General features: G+C 64.2%; 14 protein-coding genes. 2 read left to right on the top strand and 12 right to left on the bottom strand.

From position 1 onward, the window contains the following. Positions 1-8 precede the first annotated feature (8 nt). Both IVA81_RS27635 and IVA81_RS27630 read left to right on the top strand, forming a co-directional pair. On the top strand, positions 9-1313 hold the full coding sequence (locus tag IVA81_RS27635) for an ABC transporter substrate-binding protein (RefSeq protein WP_247323872.1): 1305 nt from the start codon (positions 9-11) through the stop codon (positions 1311-1313). Positions 1314-1384: 71 nt separating this feature from the next. Further along, entirely contained in the window at positions 1385-3004 is a 1620-nt protein-coding gene (locus IVA81_RS27630) for an inositol monophosphatase family protein (RefSeq protein ID WP_247323868.1), read from the top strand. A gap of 65 nt (positions 3005-3069) precedes the next feature. On the opposite strand, the gene IVA81_RS27625 is transcribed toward IVA81_RS27630, so the two are convergent. The 12 genes from IVA81_RS27625 to IVA81_RS27570 form a co-directional block, all read right to left on the bottom strand. Further along, complete coding sequence (locus IVA81_RS27625) at positions 3070-3459, bottom strand: NUDIX hydrolase (RefSeq protein WP_247323866.1); 390 nt, start codon at positions 3457-3459, stop codon at positions 3070-3072. Between the two features lie 65 nt (positions 3460-3524). Then, on the bottom strand, positions 3525-4544 hold the full coding sequence (locus tag IVA81_RS27620) for an alcohol dehydrogenase catalytic domain-containing protein (RefSeq protein WP_247323856.1): 1020 nt from the start codon (positions 4542-4544) through the stop codon (positions 3525-3527). A gap of 151 nt (positions 4545-4695) precedes the next feature. After that, the gene (locus tag IVA81_RS27615; RefSeq protein ID WP_247323855.1) at positions 4696-5643 is read right to left on the bottom strand and encodes a sugar-binding transcriptional regulator; all 948 of its coding nucleotides are present in this window, start codon (positions 5641-5643) and stop codon (positions 4696-4698) included. Positions 5644-5739: 96 nt separating this feature from the next. Then, entirely contained in the window at positions 5740-7269 is a 1530-nt protein-coding gene (locus IVA81_RS27610; RefSeq protein ID WP_247323853.1) for an alkaline phosphatase D family protein, read from the bottom strand. Beyond that, positions 7266-8027 (bottom strand): glycerophosphodiester phosphodiesterase family protein, encoded by a 762-nt coding sequence (locus IVA81_RS27605; RefSeq protein ID WP_247323851.1) that lies wholly within the window; start codon positions 8025-8027, stop codon positions 7266-7268. Before IVA81_RS27605 ends, IVA81_RS27610 begins: the two co-directional genes overlap by 4 nt. Positions 8028-8036: 9 nt before the next feature. Next, on the bottom strand, positions 8037-8957 hold the full coding sequence (locus IVA81_RS27600) for an ABC transporter permease subunit (RefSeq protein ID WP_247323850.1): 921 nt from the start codon (positions 8955-8957) through the stop codon (positions 8037-8039). A 4-nt stretch (positions 8958-8961) separates the two neighbouring features. Then, positions 8962-9915 (bottom strand): ABC transporter permease subunit, encoded by a 954-nt coding sequence (locus IVA81_RS27595; protein WP_247323848.1) that lies wholly within the window; start codon positions 9913-9915, stop codon positions 8962-8964. 80 nt (positions 9916-9995) lie between these two features. After that, complete coding sequence (locus IVA81_RS27590) at positions 9996-11327, bottom strand: extracellular solute-binding protein (protein WP_247323846.1); 1332 nt, start codon at positions 11325-11327, stop codon at positions 9996-9998. A gap of 171 nt (positions 11328-11498) precedes the next feature. After that, a complete protein-coding gene (locus IVA81_RS27585; RefSeq protein ID WP_247323844.1) occupies positions 11499-13124 on the bottom strand; it encodes an FGGY-family carbohydrate kinase in 1626 nt (541 codons plus the stop codon). 7 nt (positions 13125-13131) lie between these two features. After that, positions 13132-13860, bottom strand: coding sequence for an SDR family oxidoreductase (locus IVA81_RS27580; RefSeq protein ID WP_247323842.1), 729 nt, complete (start codon positions 13858-13860; stop codon positions 13132-13134). Positions 13861-13887: 27 nt separating this feature from the next. Further along, entirely contained in the window at positions 13888-15144 is a 1257-nt protein-coding gene (locus IVA81_RS27575) for a sugar ABC transporter permease (protein WP_247323840.1), read from the bottom strand. Next, a complete protein-coding gene (locus IVA81_RS27570; protein ID WP_247323838.1) occupies positions 15141-15965 on the bottom strand; it encodes an ATP-binding cassette domain-containing protein in 825 nt (274 codons plus the stop codon). The genes IVA81_RS27575 and IVA81_RS27570 overlap by 4 nt, the downstream gene beginning before the upstream one ends. Positions 15966-15984 lie beyond the last annotated feature (19 nt).

Here is a 15984-nt window from a genome sequence, read left to right as displayed (position 1 = left end):
ACACCGTCATGCTGCATCGCCGAGACCTCCTGAAGAGCGCCGCTGCCGTCGGGACGACCGTGCTTTCCAGCCCGTTCCTGACGCGCTCGGCGCAAGCGCAAGACGTGACGCTGGATGTGCTTTATGCCTTTCCCGCCTTCGCGAAATTCCATGAGCCGATCGCTCAGGAGTTCATGAAGCGGCAGTCGAGCATCAAGATCCAGTTCCGGGCGCCGGCGGCGAGCTATGACGAAGGTCATCAGACCATGCTGCGGCAGGCCGTCACCAACCAGTTGCCCGACGTCTACTATTCGGGTTACCACCTGCTCGCCGAGCTCGTGCGTACGCTGATGAAACGCAAGCAGATCACCGAGGTTGCCCCGCTGCTGCAGAAGGAGGACGCCGCCTGGCGCAAGGCCAATTATTCCGACGGGATCCTGGCGCTCGGGGCGGTCGACGGCAAGATTTACGGCCTCGCGTTCAATGCCTCGCTACCGATCATCTATTTCAACACGCAGCTCGTGAAGGATGCGGGTGGCGACCCCGACAAGATGCCCCACAACTGGACGGACATGATCGCCCTCGCCGTCAGCATCAAGAGCAAGGGGTCCGATGTCGCCGGTATCGCCTATAACATCCACGACTGGCCCGACGATTGGCTGTTCCGTTCCCTGATCCTGCAAGGTGGTGGCCAGATGCTCGACGCGTCGGAAACCGCTGCCGGTTTCGGCAACGACGCCGGGGTGAAGGCCCTGACCCATTGCCGACGGTTCGTTGCCGACGCCAAGATGCCGCTGATCGATTGGGACTCCTCGCGTCAGCAGTTCATCGCCGGGAAAACCGGCATTTTCGCCGACACACCGGCTCGGTTGCGCCAAGTCACGGACTTGATCGGCGACAAGTTCACCTTGCGCACCTGCACCTTCCCGATCGACGACAAGCAGAAGGGTGGACTGCCCACCGGCGGCAACGCGGCGATCATCACGGCGAAAGATCCGGCGAAGCAGCAGGCCGCGTGGGAGTTCCTGAAATTCGTGAGCGGTCCGGAAGCGCAGAAGATCGTTGTCGAGACCACGGGCTATATGCCGACCAATTTGCGTGCCTCAGGTCCCGAATTCCTGGCCCCGTTCTATGACAAGAACCCGAACTTCCGCACCGTGTCGCAGCAGATCGAGCGCGCGAAACCGTGGCAGGGCTATCCCGGCGGACAGTCCGTGAAGATCTGGCGCACGCAGCGCGAGATCATCCATGCCGTCATGCGCGGCGAGACGCCCGTCGAAGCCGGACTAGATCGCATGGTCAAGGAAAGCAACGCCTTGATGAAGAGCTCGTAGGCAGCTGGCGATGAATTGCGGCAAGCGGCCGGACGCCGGCCGCAACTCTTCTGTTCGGGAGGCGGAATTCTGTGTTCATCATTGCCCAGTTGAGCGATCTGCACGTCCGACCGCCCGGCAAGCTCGCTTACGGCGATGTCGATACCAACGCGATGTTGCACGACGCGATCGACGCCGTGCTGAGGCTCGACCCACGGCCCGATTGCGTAATGATCAGCGGCGACCTCACGGATGAGGGGCTCGAAGAGGAATACGAGATTGTCGCCGCTGGCCTTGCCAGGCTGCCGATGCCGGTGTTCGTCATTCCCGGCAACCACGACCGCCGCGAGCAGCTCATCCGGTCGCTCCGCCCGCGCCACCGCTATCTTCCATCCGACGGCTTCATTAATTTTGTGGTGGATGCTTTCCCGGTTCGGCTGATCTTCCTCGACAGCGTCGAAGCCGGAAAAATTCACGGCACCTTCTGCGTGGCCCGGCAGCAATGGCTGCGCGACGTGCTCGCGACCGGGCGCGGCAAGCCGACGGTTGTCGTCATTCATCATCCGCCGTTCCTGGTCGGGGCCGACGGGATGGACGATCTGCGGCTCCTCGGGGCAGACGCGCTCGACACAATCATCAAGGACCATCCCGAAATCGAACGCGTGCTGTGCGGCCACTATCATCGCTCGATCACGGTGCGCTACGCGGGGACCGTGGGCTACGTCGCCCCAAGCACGGCGCATCAGGTCGCGCTCGACCTGCGGCCCGGTCGTAGCAATCGCTTCATCAAGGAGCCGTCGGGATTCGCTTTGCATGTCTGGCGGCCGGACATGGGCACCAGCAGCCACCTCGTTCCGGTCGGAGACTATGGTCGCCCATTCGAGATCGCGGCCGACCAAGACCGTCCGGGAGCGGACCGGGGCGATGGCCTTCCGACACTGCTAGCGCGCGCAGAGGCCGTCGTCGCCGAGGCGGCGACCCGGCTGGTCGCGATGCAATCCACGCCGCTGCGCACCGAGCGCAAGGACCATCTCGACATCGTCACCGAGGCGGATCTCGCCGCCGAAGCGATCGTCGTCGCGGGCTTGAAGGCGCTGACGCCGGATGCCGGCATCCTGGCCGAAGAGAGCGGCGCGAGCCCGGGGGACAATGCGGCGCGCTGGATCATCGATCCGCTCGACGGCACGATCAACTACGCGCGGGGGCTGCCGTGGTTTTCCGTCACGGTCGCCTACGAGGTCGACGGTGAGACGAAACTTGGCCTGATCAACGCGCCCAAGATCGGACTGACGGCGCGCTATCTCGCGGGGGAAGGCGCGACGATCGACGGCGTGCCTGCCCGCGTCTCCACGACGCGGTCACTATCGGATGCGGTGATCTCGGTGATTCTGACCTCGCATTTCTCGCCCGACGAAGTCCGGCGGACGACGCGCGTGATCGAACTGCTCGGCACAGTGGTGCGCGGCGTGCGTATCGTCGTCTCGGGCGCTTTCGAGACGACGATGGTGGCCTCGGGTCGCCTGGACGGCTTTGTCTCCCTGAAAGCCGACATCGTCTCGCATGCGGCCGCGATGCCGATGGTGTGGGCCGGCGGCGGAAAAGTCACGACACTGACGGGGCGTCCGTGCCGCAACGACGACCTCGACAAGATCGCTTCCAACGGGTGGATCCACGAGGAGTTGCTCGCTCTCCTGCGCCAGGCGCTGCAATGACCAGCAGTTCCAGACCCGCATGATAGGCGACCCTTCGCCCGAAGGATCCGATTGGCGCAAAAGACCTAGCGGCGGCCGCGCCTGGGAAACAGCTTGTCGCGGATGTAGCGCGAGGTCGGCGTCAGTCTGGCGCCGCGAGGCTTGCGCCAAACCGCTCTGTCGATCTCCTTCTTGTCACCGACCTTCAGCCGCCCCGACACCTTCTTGGCCAGGAAGATCGCATCGCTCATCCGCCGGCCGGTTCGGCTCTTCCTCGCTTTGACTTCCTTCCAGAGCTTCAACGGCCCGAGCTTCAGCTTGGGAAGCTCCTCCTTGATCTCGCGACGGAGGCAACTCCTGTCGCTCTCGCCTGCCCGCCTTCGGCCGCCGGGAAACATCCAGAGCCCGTCGCGTCTGCGTCTGACCATCAGCACGCGCCCTTTTCGGGCGACGACCAACTTCGACGATTTCGCCATCACGACCGGTCCTGCTTCTGTGCCTGCTCCCACTGCACCAGGCTCTTGACGAGACGGCACTCAATCTACGGGCAGATGATCGCCTTGATGATTCCATCGCGCCGCGCGACCTGCTGCTCGAACGCGGCAGGCGTCTGGTCGAGCGAGAAGCGATGCGTGGCCAGCGGCGCCAGCTTGACCTGCCCGCCTCGCGTAAGCGCGATGGAACGCGGATAGACTTCCGGCATGCGCCGTGAAAACTTGATCGACAGACCTTTCCGGCGCGACTCCGCGCCGCTGAGGATGTACTGGTTGTTCTCGGGGATGCCGACGAGAACCACTCGGCCGCCGATACGGGCGCAACGCGCCGCATGCTCGAAGCCGTGGGAGGAATCGGTTGCCTCGATCACCAGATCGACGCCGCGGCCTTCGGTGGCGCCGCCAACTTCGGCATAGCTGCGGCACGCCACGTCCGCACCGAGGTCGCAGGCCAGTGCGGTACGCTGCTCGACCGGGTCGATCGCGATGATCTTTCCGCTGCCCGCGAGCCGCGCTAGTTGCACCAGCAGCAATCCCACCGGCCCGCAGCCGAGCACCGCCACGCTTTCCAGAAGCCGCGGACGCGCCAGATCCATGGCATGGATCGCGACGCCGAGTGTCTCCAGGATCGCTGCGCCAGCCGGGTCGATGCTGTCAGGCACCAAATGCACGGCCGATTTCGGCACGCAAACGAATTCGGCCATGGCGCCGTTGTGAGGGGCGTAACCGAGGAACTTCACATTGGGGCAGAGATTGGTCTGCCCACGGTGACACCATTCACAATGGCCGCAGGGAATGGAAGGATCGACCGCCACCAGCGCGTCCGCCGAGAACCCCGCCTTGCGCGCCGAGTCCGGCGTGAGCACGCCAGAGAATTCGTGCCCCAGGACGAACGGCTTGACGCTGGTCGGACCGGTCGTTCCGCCCTCAAGATAGGAATGCAGGTCGCTGCCGCAGACGCCGACAGCCTTGACGCGGACGATGAGCTCGTCCTCCGCGAGCGGCTTCGGCTCGGGGATATCGAGGACGCGGATATCACGAATGTCCTGGAGTACCGCAGCGCGCATGTCGACGCCATCCTTCTGAGCAATTGTCTCCCTCATATTACATATGTAACTGCGATGTGACAAATGCTTTTGCACGCCTTTCGGCGCACGTCGGCTGCGCGTGGAGAGGGTGTCGACGTCGCGGATGTCATAGCGGTGGCGGAAAGTGCGGCTATTTGTGCTTGTCGATCAGCTTCAGCGCGGCGATGGCGGTGTTCTCGTCGGTCACCAGCACCTTGCCGATCCGGCCGCGCAGCACCGCCGCGATGATCGGCGCCTTGTTAAGCCCCCCGGCGATCAGCATCGAGGTCGATACGCGCGCCAGCTCGTCGAGCGGCATCGCAATGGCGCGGCTGTTGATGCCGTGGTCGATGGGACGGCCGGCCTTGTCGAGAAATTGCGCCAACACGTCACCGACGGCGCCTGCCGCCCGCAGATGCTCGGCACGGACGTCCGGCGGCAGCCCATGCCGCATCAACAGCGAGCGCGGCGTCATGTCTCCCATGCTCAAAAGCGCAAGATCGATCTTCTCAAAACTGTTCAGCACCTCCTGATAGACCTCCTGGGCCAGGAAAGTGTCGCGTGAGCGTCGGCTGCTGACGAAGATCGGAGCCGCCAGATAGCTGCACTGGGCGTGCAGCCGGCGGGCGAGCTCGCCCGCAATCTCGAAAGTGTTGAGCTCGAGTCCGCGCGACAGGCCGCCCATCATGCTGACGATGGAGAGCTCGGGATAGTCGGCCGGCGTGACGTAACGGATGGTCTCGCGCAAGGTCGCGCCCCAGCCGATACCGATGATGCGCGGACGCTTCTGCTCGAGGAATTTGGACAGATACGCGCCCGCCGCCATCCCGATTAGGCTGCCGACCTGCTCAGGATTCTCCGGGCTCGGGATGACGATGGCATCTTCGAGGCCGCATTCCCGGCGCAAGCGGTGCTCCAGCTCCGTGCAGCTCGCAAAGGCGGAGTTGAGGCGGATGTTGACGATGCCGGTCTGCCGCGCATCCGACAGCATGCGGTTCACGCGGGCGCGGGTCAACCCGAGCCGCTCGCCGATCTCGGCCTGGGTCAGGTTCTCCATGTAGTAGAGCCAGGCGACCCGCAGGATGGTTTGATCAGTCACGGCTCACCCCCCGCAGCGGCCACAAAGCACAGTCAGACGTCGAGGCATTTGAGGCGATCTTTCGTTGGCCGTCAAATCTGCGGCATGCGGATGTCGTCATGGGGTCTTCGCGCCCGGCACGCCATCCTCGACCACAAAGCTCCTCAGCCGGCGCACGGCGCTCGCGGCGTCCTTGACGTCGTCGAGCGCCTCGAATCTCACGGTGCAATGCCGGGTGTCGAGCTCGACGATCGCATAGCCGCGCTTGTCGCCACGCGCATAGATCAGATGCGGATTCTCCGCCAGCGCCTTGCGCACGCTGGCTTCGCTCGGCCCGTCTGAGGTGATCGACGTGCCTACGAACTCGGTCGCTATGGTCGGGCCATCTGGGCGGGCGTAATCACGCTTCAGATCGGTGGTAAAGAAGGCGTGACGGTCGCCGCCGATCACGATTGGATTGCGCCGACGATGCGCCATAATCGAATCAAGAAGACGGCGGCGCGCATTGGGATAGCCGTCCCAGCCGTCCATCCAGAAGTGCGGGCCATCGTCCCCTTCGCGCTTGTCCTGCGCCATCAAGGTCTGCTGCGCGACGATGGTCCAGCGGCCGCGGCAGTCGCGCAGGCGCGCATCCAGCCATTGCTCCTGTTCCTGGCCCAACATGGTCTGCGCTTCGTCGGTCCGGCCTGCACAATCCGTCGCCCAGGTCGGCCGCCCACTTCCGACACACGCCGATGCCGAGCGATATTGCCGGTCGTCGAGCAGGAGCACGTCGAGCATTTCGCCGAAGCGATAGTACTCATAGATGGTGGCGTTCGCGCCACGTGGGCGCGCCGAAGGCGGCAGTGGCATGTGCTCGTAATAGGCCTGATAGGCGGCCGCACGGATCTTCAGGAACTGACCGGCGTCGCGCACGGTGTAGGAGCGATCATTGGCATAGTCGTCCATGACCTCGTGGTCGTCCCAGACCGAGAGCCAGGGAAAGGCCGCGTGCGCCGCTTGCAGGTCGGAATCGCTCTTGTAGAGCGCGTAGCGGCTGCGGAATTCCTCGAGCGTGGTCGGAATTCCTACGCCGTGCTGGCGCACGTGGCGCGATCCCCAGGATTTCTCATAGATGTAGTCGCCGAGATGCACGACGAGATCGAGATCGCGTGCAGCCATGTCGCGGTAGGCGGTAAAATAGCCCTGCTCGTATTGCTGGCAGGATGCGAAGGCAAAACGGAACGGTCTCGCCGACCCCGCGGGCGCGGTTCGGGTGCGTCCGACCGGGCTGAGCGCCGGACCGGCACGGAAGCGGTACCAGTAGACGCGATCCGGCAGCAAACCCGTCGCCTCGGCATGCACGGAATGCGCCAGCTCTGCCGTGGCCCGCTCGACCCCGCGGGAGGCGATGCGCGAGAAGCCTTCATCGTCGGCAACCTGCCATTCCACGTCCACCGACGCGGCCTGCAGGCCGCCGCCCTCGAGCGGCTGCGGTGCAAGGCGAGTCCACAGGATGACGCGATCCTCACGCGGACATCCAGAGGCAACACCGAGCGCGAAGGGATCTGCGCTGAACGAGACTGGCGCTCCCCGCACGAAGCCAGCGGGCGCAGCCAAGGCGGCGCTGGCCAGCGACCCCACGAGAAAGCGACGGCGGGGAATCATGGGCGCGCCGGCATCGTTTCGAGCCTGCGACGAATGCTCACGGCGAGATCCGGCCGATCGGTCGTGATCTGCCGCACCGGCTGGGCAAGCCAGTAAGCAATGTCCTCCGGCTCGTTGGTCACCCATGCGCCGAGACGCTCGGAGCCGAGCATCTTGAGGGCGAGCGGCAGGGCGAGCCCCAGCAGCGATTTTTCGACCGCGACGATGCAGCCGGAGATGGCGGCCAATTGCGCCAGCGCAGGCTCAATTCCCCCCATCATCTCTGCCGAACGGCGGTCAAGCGAGACGAGCACCCGCGCCTCCGGCCACAGCCGGCGCACGGTCTCGATCACGCCGGGCACGAAGCTGGTGATGACGGCGCGCCGTTCCAGGCCCCGCCGCTTGATCTCGTCGATGAGCGGCGCCTCGAGGCCCGAATAGGGATTGCCGAGCGCATCCGTCTTGATCTCGATATGCAGCTCGAGCGTGGTGTCGCTGAACACATCGAGCACCTCGCCCAGGGTCGGAATGCACTCATCGCCGGCGTCGCGTAGACGCGCGGCCGTCAATTGCCGCAGGCTGCGCTCGCCCACCGGCCCGCTCTCGAATGTGGTGCGATCGAGCAGCGGATCATGGATCACGACCAGCCCGCCGTCCGTGCTCTGATGGACGTCGAACTCGACTGCGTCGACCCCTTCCCTGCACAGGTTGCGGAAGCCGGTCAGGCTATTCTCCGGCCAAAGATTGCGTCCGCCGCGATGCCCGGCGATGAAAACCATGATCAGACTCTATTTGCTGCTGTCGACAAGACCCTTGATGAACCAGCGTTGCAACAGCAGGACGACCAATACCGGCGGCAACATCGTGAGAAGCGCACCGCTCATGGCGATGTTCCAGGCCGGCTCGCTGTCGGAGCGCGGGATCAGGCCCTTCAACGCGATGACCGCCGTTGCCATGTCCTTATCGGTCGTGAACAGCAACGGCCAGAGATATTGATTCCAGCCGAACAGGAATAGGATGATGGCGAGCGCCACCATGTTCGGGACGGACAGCGGCAGCAGGATGCTCCAGAAGAAGTGTAGCGGCGAGGCGCCGTCCAGCCGCGCCGCCTCGCACAGCTCCTCCGGGATGGTCAGGAAGAACTGGCGAAACAGGAACGTGGCGGTGGCCGAGGCGATCAGCGGAAGGATCAACCCGGGATAGGTGTTGACCATGTTCCATTCAAGCGCGATCGCGACCTCATGACCGCTGATCCAGCCCCAGAGATCAGCGATATGCAGGGTTTCCAGGAGCCATTGCAGGGGCAGCGCCGCGTTTGCCACGGCTTCGAAGGTCGGCACGATCCGAACCTCGATCGGCAGCATCAGCGACATGAAGATGAGCCAGAATGCGAGCATTCGATAGCGGAAGCGGAAGTAGGTGATGGCGAAGGCCGAGAGCAGCGATACCGCGATCTTGCCGGCCGTGATGCCGAGCGCCACGATGATCGAATTGGCGAAGGTGCGGCTGAAATTGCCCTTGCTCCAGGCCAGCTGCAGATTGTCGAAGAACTGGCCTCCCGGCAGCCACGGCAACGGCACCTTCTGCACCTCGGCCACCGTGAGCGAGCCCGCCACGAACGCGAAATACAGGGGTACGCAGACCATCAGTGCGCCCGCGATCAGGATCGCATGGCAGACCATGTTGAGGACCGGCGAGCGTTCGACCATGCGGCTAGACCCCGTAATTGACCTTGCGGTCGAAGTAGCGGAATTGCAGCAGCGTGCAGAGCAGCGCAAAGCTCATCAAGAGAACCGATTGTGCGGCCGAAGAGCCGAGATCCAGATTGACGAAGCCGTCGACGAAGACCTTGTAGACCAGAATGTTGGTCGCGCCGGCGGGGCCGCCTTTCGTCACGGCATCGATGATGGCGAAGGTTTCGAAGAAGCCATAGATGAAGTTCATCACCGTGAGGAAGAAGATGGTGGGCCCGAGCATCGGCAGCGCGATCGAGACGAAGCGGCGGATCGGCCCTGCGCCGTCCACGGCGGCGGCCTCCATCAGCGAGACCGGCACCGCGAGCAACCCCACGACCAGGAAGATGTAGTCGTAGCAGATGTGTTTCCAGGACGCGGCGAGCGTCACCAGGATCAGCGCATCGGTCGGATTGAGGTTTGGGTCCCAGGCAATGCCGAAATGGTGCAGCAGCTGCGCGAGCGGGCCGACCGCCGGATTGAACAGGAAGGCCCACAGGATGCCGGCAATCGCGGGCGCAATGGCATAGGGCAACAGGATGATCGTACGATAGGCCGAGCGGCCGCGCACGATCCTGTCTGTGGCAAAGGCCAGCACGAGCGCGCTGCCCAATGTGAGCACGTTCTGAGCCACCGTAAACCAGAACGTCACCGCGATCGACTGGCGGTAGTCGCTGCTCGCAAGCAGCGCCTTGAAATTGTCGAACCACACGAACTGGACGTTATTGCCGAAGGGATCGCTGAGCAGGACGGATTGCATCAGCGCCCGCAGCGACGGAATGAAGAAGAAGAACAGCAGGATCAGCAATTGCGGCAGCAACAGTAGCGTCGGCAGGCCCGGACCGTCGCCGAAATTGGCTCGCTTCAGCCCGGCCTCCTCGCGCCGCCGCGTCTTTCCCGACCTGCGCGAGCTGCCGGCAGTTGCCGCCGGCACGGCCTCGGACCCGCCTCCCCCGTGCCTTCGCAAAAGCATGGGCGCGCGCGCATCACGCCACGGGATGGACAGGCGCAGCGTCATGGACGCTCGGTTTCCGGAGTCTTTCCGGCATTCAGCTTCTCGAACTGCCGCAGGATCTCGTTACCCCGCTTGACCGCGTCATCCATGGCCTGCTGGGGCTGCTTCTGACCGGCGAACACCGCCTCCACCTCCTGGCGCTGGGCCAGCATCGTCTGCACGAAGTTGCCGAAGCGGAAGCCGCGCGAGTTCTCGTTCGGCGTGCCGCGCGAGAGCTGCAGCACCGCGATCTCTCGGGTCGGATGATCCTTGTAATAACCCCGCTCCCGCGCGAGCGCATAGGCGCGGTTGGTGGCGGGAACATAGCCGGTCGCGCCGTGCCACCAGACCTGGGTTTCCGGCTGCGCGACGAAATCCAGAAAGGCCGCGACAGCCTCGTATCGCTCCGGCGTGTGACCCTTCATGACCCAGATGGCGCCGCCTCCGATGGTGCTGTTGAGAGGCGGATTGATGTCGCTTTCGTGCGGCAGGAAAGTGGCGCTCCAGCTGATGGTCGCATTGCGCTCGATGTTGCCGTGCGATGCGGTCGAATTGACGAAGGTCGAACACCGGCCCGACGTGAACAATTGTTCGGGACTGAAGCCCTGGCCCGCGATCTGCATCACGCCGTCGTCGAGCCATTTCTTGAGCCGCGCGACTTGCGACACCACCTTCGTCTTGTTGTAGACGAACTCGGTGCCGAGCCCGTCGAAGCCGTTCGCGAGCGTGCCGTAGGGCTGGTTGTTGATGGCGCTGTAGTTCTCGAGCAGGCTCCAGTAGAAATCGCCGGGCAGCACCGTGCCGCACTCGCTGATCCCCTTGGACTTGATGGCGTAGAGCTGCTTCTCCAGCTCCTGCCAGGTGTCGGCCGGCTTGTCGAAGCCGGCCTTCTGGAAGTGATCCTTGTTGTACCAGAAGATCGGCGTCGACGAGTTGAAGGGCATCGCCGACATCCGTCCCTTGTAGCTCCAGAAGCTCGCCACGGGCTTGATGAAGTCCGAAAAGTCGATCTTGTAACCCTTCTGCTCCACCAGATCCTGCACGGGGACAAGGGCTCCTGACAGCAGCATCGTCATGTAACCTCGCTCGGCGATCTGCACCATCTCCGGTGGCCGCTTGGCGCGATAGGCAGCGATCACCCCGTTGGTCACCTCGTCATAGTTCCCCTTGGCAACCGCGACGACCCTGTACTTGTCCTGCGAGGTGTTGAACTTCTCGACCAGCTCATTGAGCCGGTCGCCGAGGACGCCGCTCATGGCGTGCCACCACTGGACCTCGACCCGCGCCTGCGCCGGACCAGCCAATGCCAACGCACCGAACAAGGCCGCAATGAAAGCGACTTTCCTACCCATGGGCACCCCTCCCTCGCCAGGCAAAGAAGCCCGGACTGTACATTTGTATTTCTATCATGACATATGTGTCGAGATGATGAAAGAGCGGTCAAGGGCCCTCTCGCACGACAGGCAACGCACGGCGCCAGATACAAACGTGCCTGGGGACGCCGGGTCGAGCCGGCAGAGCGGCTAAGAAGAGCTTCTGATCGCCCGACCGACCTTTTGCAGGGCCTCAAAGGCGGCAAAGCGCCGATCGGCCCAGTCTGCCAGAGCGGCCTGGGGTTGATGGATGTCTCCTAAAACCGACATCGCCTGCATCGCCTCGCAGAGATTGGCATGGTCGCCTGAGGCAACGGATCCAAGCATCGCGGAGCCGAGCAGGACGGCCTCCGGGGAGGCCGACGTAGCGACCGTCAGGCCCGTCGTATTGGCGAGGACTTGCCGCACGAGACGGCTCTTGGCGGCGCCGCCGCTGACCACGATCGTATCGACGGCAATGCCCTTGTCTTGCTGAGCGCGAACGATCTGCCGCGCGCCGCAGCCGAGACCGCACAGCCCGGCCAGATAAAGCGCGAGCAGGCTCTCCAGATCCGAGCGCATATCGAGTCCGGCAATCAACGCACGCGCGTCGGAATCCGCGAACGGTGCGCGATTGCCGAGGAATTCGGGAACGACATGAAGCTCCCCGACCAACTGCGGAATCATTGCGGCACCGCCGCGGGATTCTGTTTCCGAGGCAAGCCAATCGGCAAGCGCCTGCTGCTTCTGGCTTGCAGCCTGGGTCGCTTGCGCGGCATGCGGATGCATCTGCAACAGATGCTCGATGGCAGCGCCGGCGGCCGACTGCCCGCCTTCATTGAGCCAAAGCCCGGGCACCATGGCGGAGAAATAGGGTCCCCAAACGCCGGGCACGAAGGACGGGTCCGTCGTGGTCGTCATGGTGCAGGCGGAGGTTCCGAACACATAGGCCATGCGCGTGAGCACCGTGCCCGCCGTACCCCGGGCGCCCACCGTGCCAACCCCGCCGGCATGTGCATCGATCAGGCCGGCGGCGACCGGTGTACCCGCGGTGAGACCGACATCGGCCGCGGCCTCCGCCGTCAGGCCCGCCGCCAGCCTTGTTCCGCCGGGCACGATCTCGGTGCCGATCCTGCGGAACTGCTCGTCCGCGAGCACACCGAGGCCGACCTTGCGGAAGAATTCGTCGTCCCAACGGTTTTCGTGACCCAGATAGGTCCACTTGCACGTCACCGTACAAATGGAGCGGGACAAGCTTCCTGTCGCGCGCCAGGTGAGGAAGTCCGTCAAGTCCATGAACTGCCACGCACGGGAGAATGTATCGGGCATGTTCTCGGCAAGCCACAACAGTTTCGGCGTCTCCATCTCGGGTGAGATTGTTCCGCCGACATAGTCGAGAACTTTTTCGCCCGTCTGGTTGATCCGGCGCGCCTGATCGGCGGCGCGATGATCCATCCATACGATGACGTTGCGGGCAGGATCGCCGGACGGCCCGACGGGCAGCGGCTCGCCCCCCTCGCCGAGCACGACCAGCGAGCAGGTCGCGTCAAAGCCGATGCCGGCGATGCTGTCCGGCGCGATGCCGGCCTGTGCCACTGCGCCACGCACGCTCCGGCAGACGGCACGCCAGATATCCTCGCTCGACTGCTCGACGACGTCGCCGGCTTCCCGCCAAAGCGCCACAGGGGCGCTGTCACTCGCGATCAGTCTGCCGGAGCAGTCGAACACGCCGGCCCGTGCGCTGCCGGTGCCGACATCGATGCCAAGGAAATGGCGGTCATCGGGTTGCTTGGTCATGAAGACTCTACAGATCGTTGCTCTGTGGGAGAATGACGAGGTCGCGGATGGTGACGTTTCTCGGGCGCGTCAACATGAAGAGCACCGCCTGCGCGACCTCCACCGGCTGCATCAAGCCGCCAGCCGCCATTTCCTCCTCGATCTTCTGTTTGGGCCAATCCTTGATGAGCGCGGTCACGACCGGACCGGGCGCAACGGCGCCGACGCGCAAACCATGTTTGGCAACCTGCCGGCGCAGCGTATGCACGAAAGCCTGCACGGCGTGCTTGGAGGCGGTGTAGATCGGCTCCCAGACGACCGGGACGAGACCTGCGATCGAACTGGTGACGATGATGTCGCCGCTTTTACGTTCGACCATGTGCGGCAGTACCGCATGGATCGACCGGAACAGCGCATTGATGTTCAAATTGAGCATGCGGTCCCAGGCGTCGGGATCGCCGCCAAGCACCTCGCCGCCGACATAGGCGCCGGCATTCGCATGGAAGATGTCCAGCTGGCCCGCCTTTTCCAGCACCTGCGGCATCATGGCTTCCACGCTCGGGGGATCGGTGAGGTCGATACGCAATGGAATCGCCTGATCGCCCAGCTCGGCGCGGGCGCTGCTCAGCGCCTCCTCCGCCCGGTCGATCAGCACCACCCGCGCGCCGGCCCCGATCAACGTTCTGGCGCATTCGAGACCGATGCCCGACGCGGCGCCGGTGATCGCGGCAACTTTTCCTACAAGGTCTTGGGCCAAGGCTTGTCCTTTTCTTGTGAGCGTTATTCAAGCTCGGCCATGGGAGAGGCGTGAGCGCCTTGCCAGCGAATCGACGATGACCGCAATGGCAAGGACCGCGCCCGTAATCATGTACCGTAGCGACGAGGAGAGATCGAGCAGCGTGAGGCCGCTCGCAATGGACTGGATGACGATGACGCCGAGCAGTGCGGAATAGGCGCTGCCGCGGCCGCCGAACAGGCTCGTGCCGCCGATGACCGCAGCGGCGATCGCGTTGAGGTTCACATCCCCGGTCCCGGCCTGCTGGCTGGACGATGCCAGCCGCGCTGCGGCCAATACGCCACCGGCAGCTGCCAGCGTGGAGCACAGCACGAACGCGGACAAATAGACCCGGCGGACGTTGATGCCGGCGCGGCGCGCCGCCTCGCGATTGCCGCCGACGGCAGACATCGAGCGGCCCCATTTGGTCCGCGTCAACGCGTAGTTCATGACCACGCACAGGCCGACGAACAGACCGAACATCCAGGGAATGCCGCGTCCGAGATTGAGATAATAGACGACGAATTCGAGCACGATGGTGACCAGCAGCGCCTTCAGCACCATGCGGCCGAGCGAACTGGCCGATAGCCCCGCCTGCCGTCGGCGCGCCGCCGTGCGGTAGCTGGTCACGAACATCACCAGGCTCGCAACCGCCGCCAGCACATAGGACACGATCGGAGGCATGACGAGCATCTGCCCGAAATTGACCAGCGGCGATCCGTACGGAAGGTTGATCGAACCGGATGAGCCGAGCAGATACAGCTGCAGGCCGAGCCACGCCAGCAGCCCAGCCAGCGTCGAAACGAAGCTCGGCATCCCCAGGCGATTGAACAAAAACGCATAGAGCGCGCCGATGGCAGCGCCCAGCATCAGCGCCGTGACGATCGCCACGGCGACCGGCCAATCCTGCCCGACCCAGAGCACGCCGACCAGCGCCGATGCAAACCCGCTCACCGAGCCGACCGAGAGATCGATCTCGCCGACCATCAGGATGCAGACGATGCCCAGCGAGATCACGCCCACCGTCGAGCAATCGAACAGCAGATTGACCAGATTGTTCGGCGCGAGAAAAACCGGGTTGAGACTCTCGAATGCCGTGCAGATGACAACGAGCCCGACGACCACCGGCAGCGAACCGAGGTCGCCCGACCGCACACGGTCCACAAAAGCGCGGATCGTGTTTCCAAGCGTGTCCGCGTGCTTGACCCGTTCGTCACTGCGGTCGAGCAGCCGCGCCGTCGAAACCTGTTGCGTATCGTCGGTCATCGCCCAAGCTCCGGCGACTGATGGGCGCGGCGCCGGTTGGCGCGCCGCGAGACCGAGTTTTCATCCGCACCGGTAATGGCCGTGACGAGATCCTGATTGGAGACGTCAGGCTCGAATTCGCCGTTATTGCGGCCGAGGCGCAGCACCACGATCCGGTCGGCGACCGCGCGGACGTCCTCCATGTTGTGGCTGATCATGATGACGCCGAGGCCGCGGGCGCGAACGCGCTCGACGAGGTCGAGCACCTCGGCGGTCTGGGCGACGCCAAGCGCGGCGGTGGGCTCGTCGAGCAGGATGAGCTTCGGTTCAGTGAGCAGTGAACGGGCGATCGCCACGGTTTGGCGCTGTCCACCGGACAGCGACGCAACGGGCTCTCGCACGCTCGGGATCCGCGCCGACAATTCGTTGAGCAAGGTCCAGGCGCGAAGCTCCATGGAGACCTCGTCGAGCCGCAGCGGATTGAGCTCGCGGCCGAGGAAGATATTTGCGACCACATCGAGATTCTCGCAGAGCGCCAGATCCTGGAAAACAGTTGCGATGCCGAGGCCGAGTGCGGTGGATGGATCGGACAGGACGACATGTTCGCCGCCGAAGGCAATCGTCCCGGAGGTCGGTTGATGCACGCCGGCAAGGATCTTCACCAGTGTGGATTTTCCAGCGCCGTTGTCACCCACAAGCGCTACGACCTCGCCGGCATGCACGTCGAGATCAACGTTGGTCAGGGCGGACACGGCGCCAAAATGCTTGGAAATTCCGCGAAGACTCAAGACCGGCTCGCGCGGTCCGCCCTGCGCCTGATCGACATCCGGGATCGTTGTCATGTCCTGTCCGCCCTCTCGA

Source organism: Bradyrhizobium sp. 141 (assembly GCF_023074055.1).
GTDB lineage: Bacteria > Pseudomonadota > Alphaproteobacteria > Rhizobiales > Xanthobacteraceae > Bradyrhizobium.
This window is presented reverse-complemented; position numbering and strand designations above follow the sequence as displayed.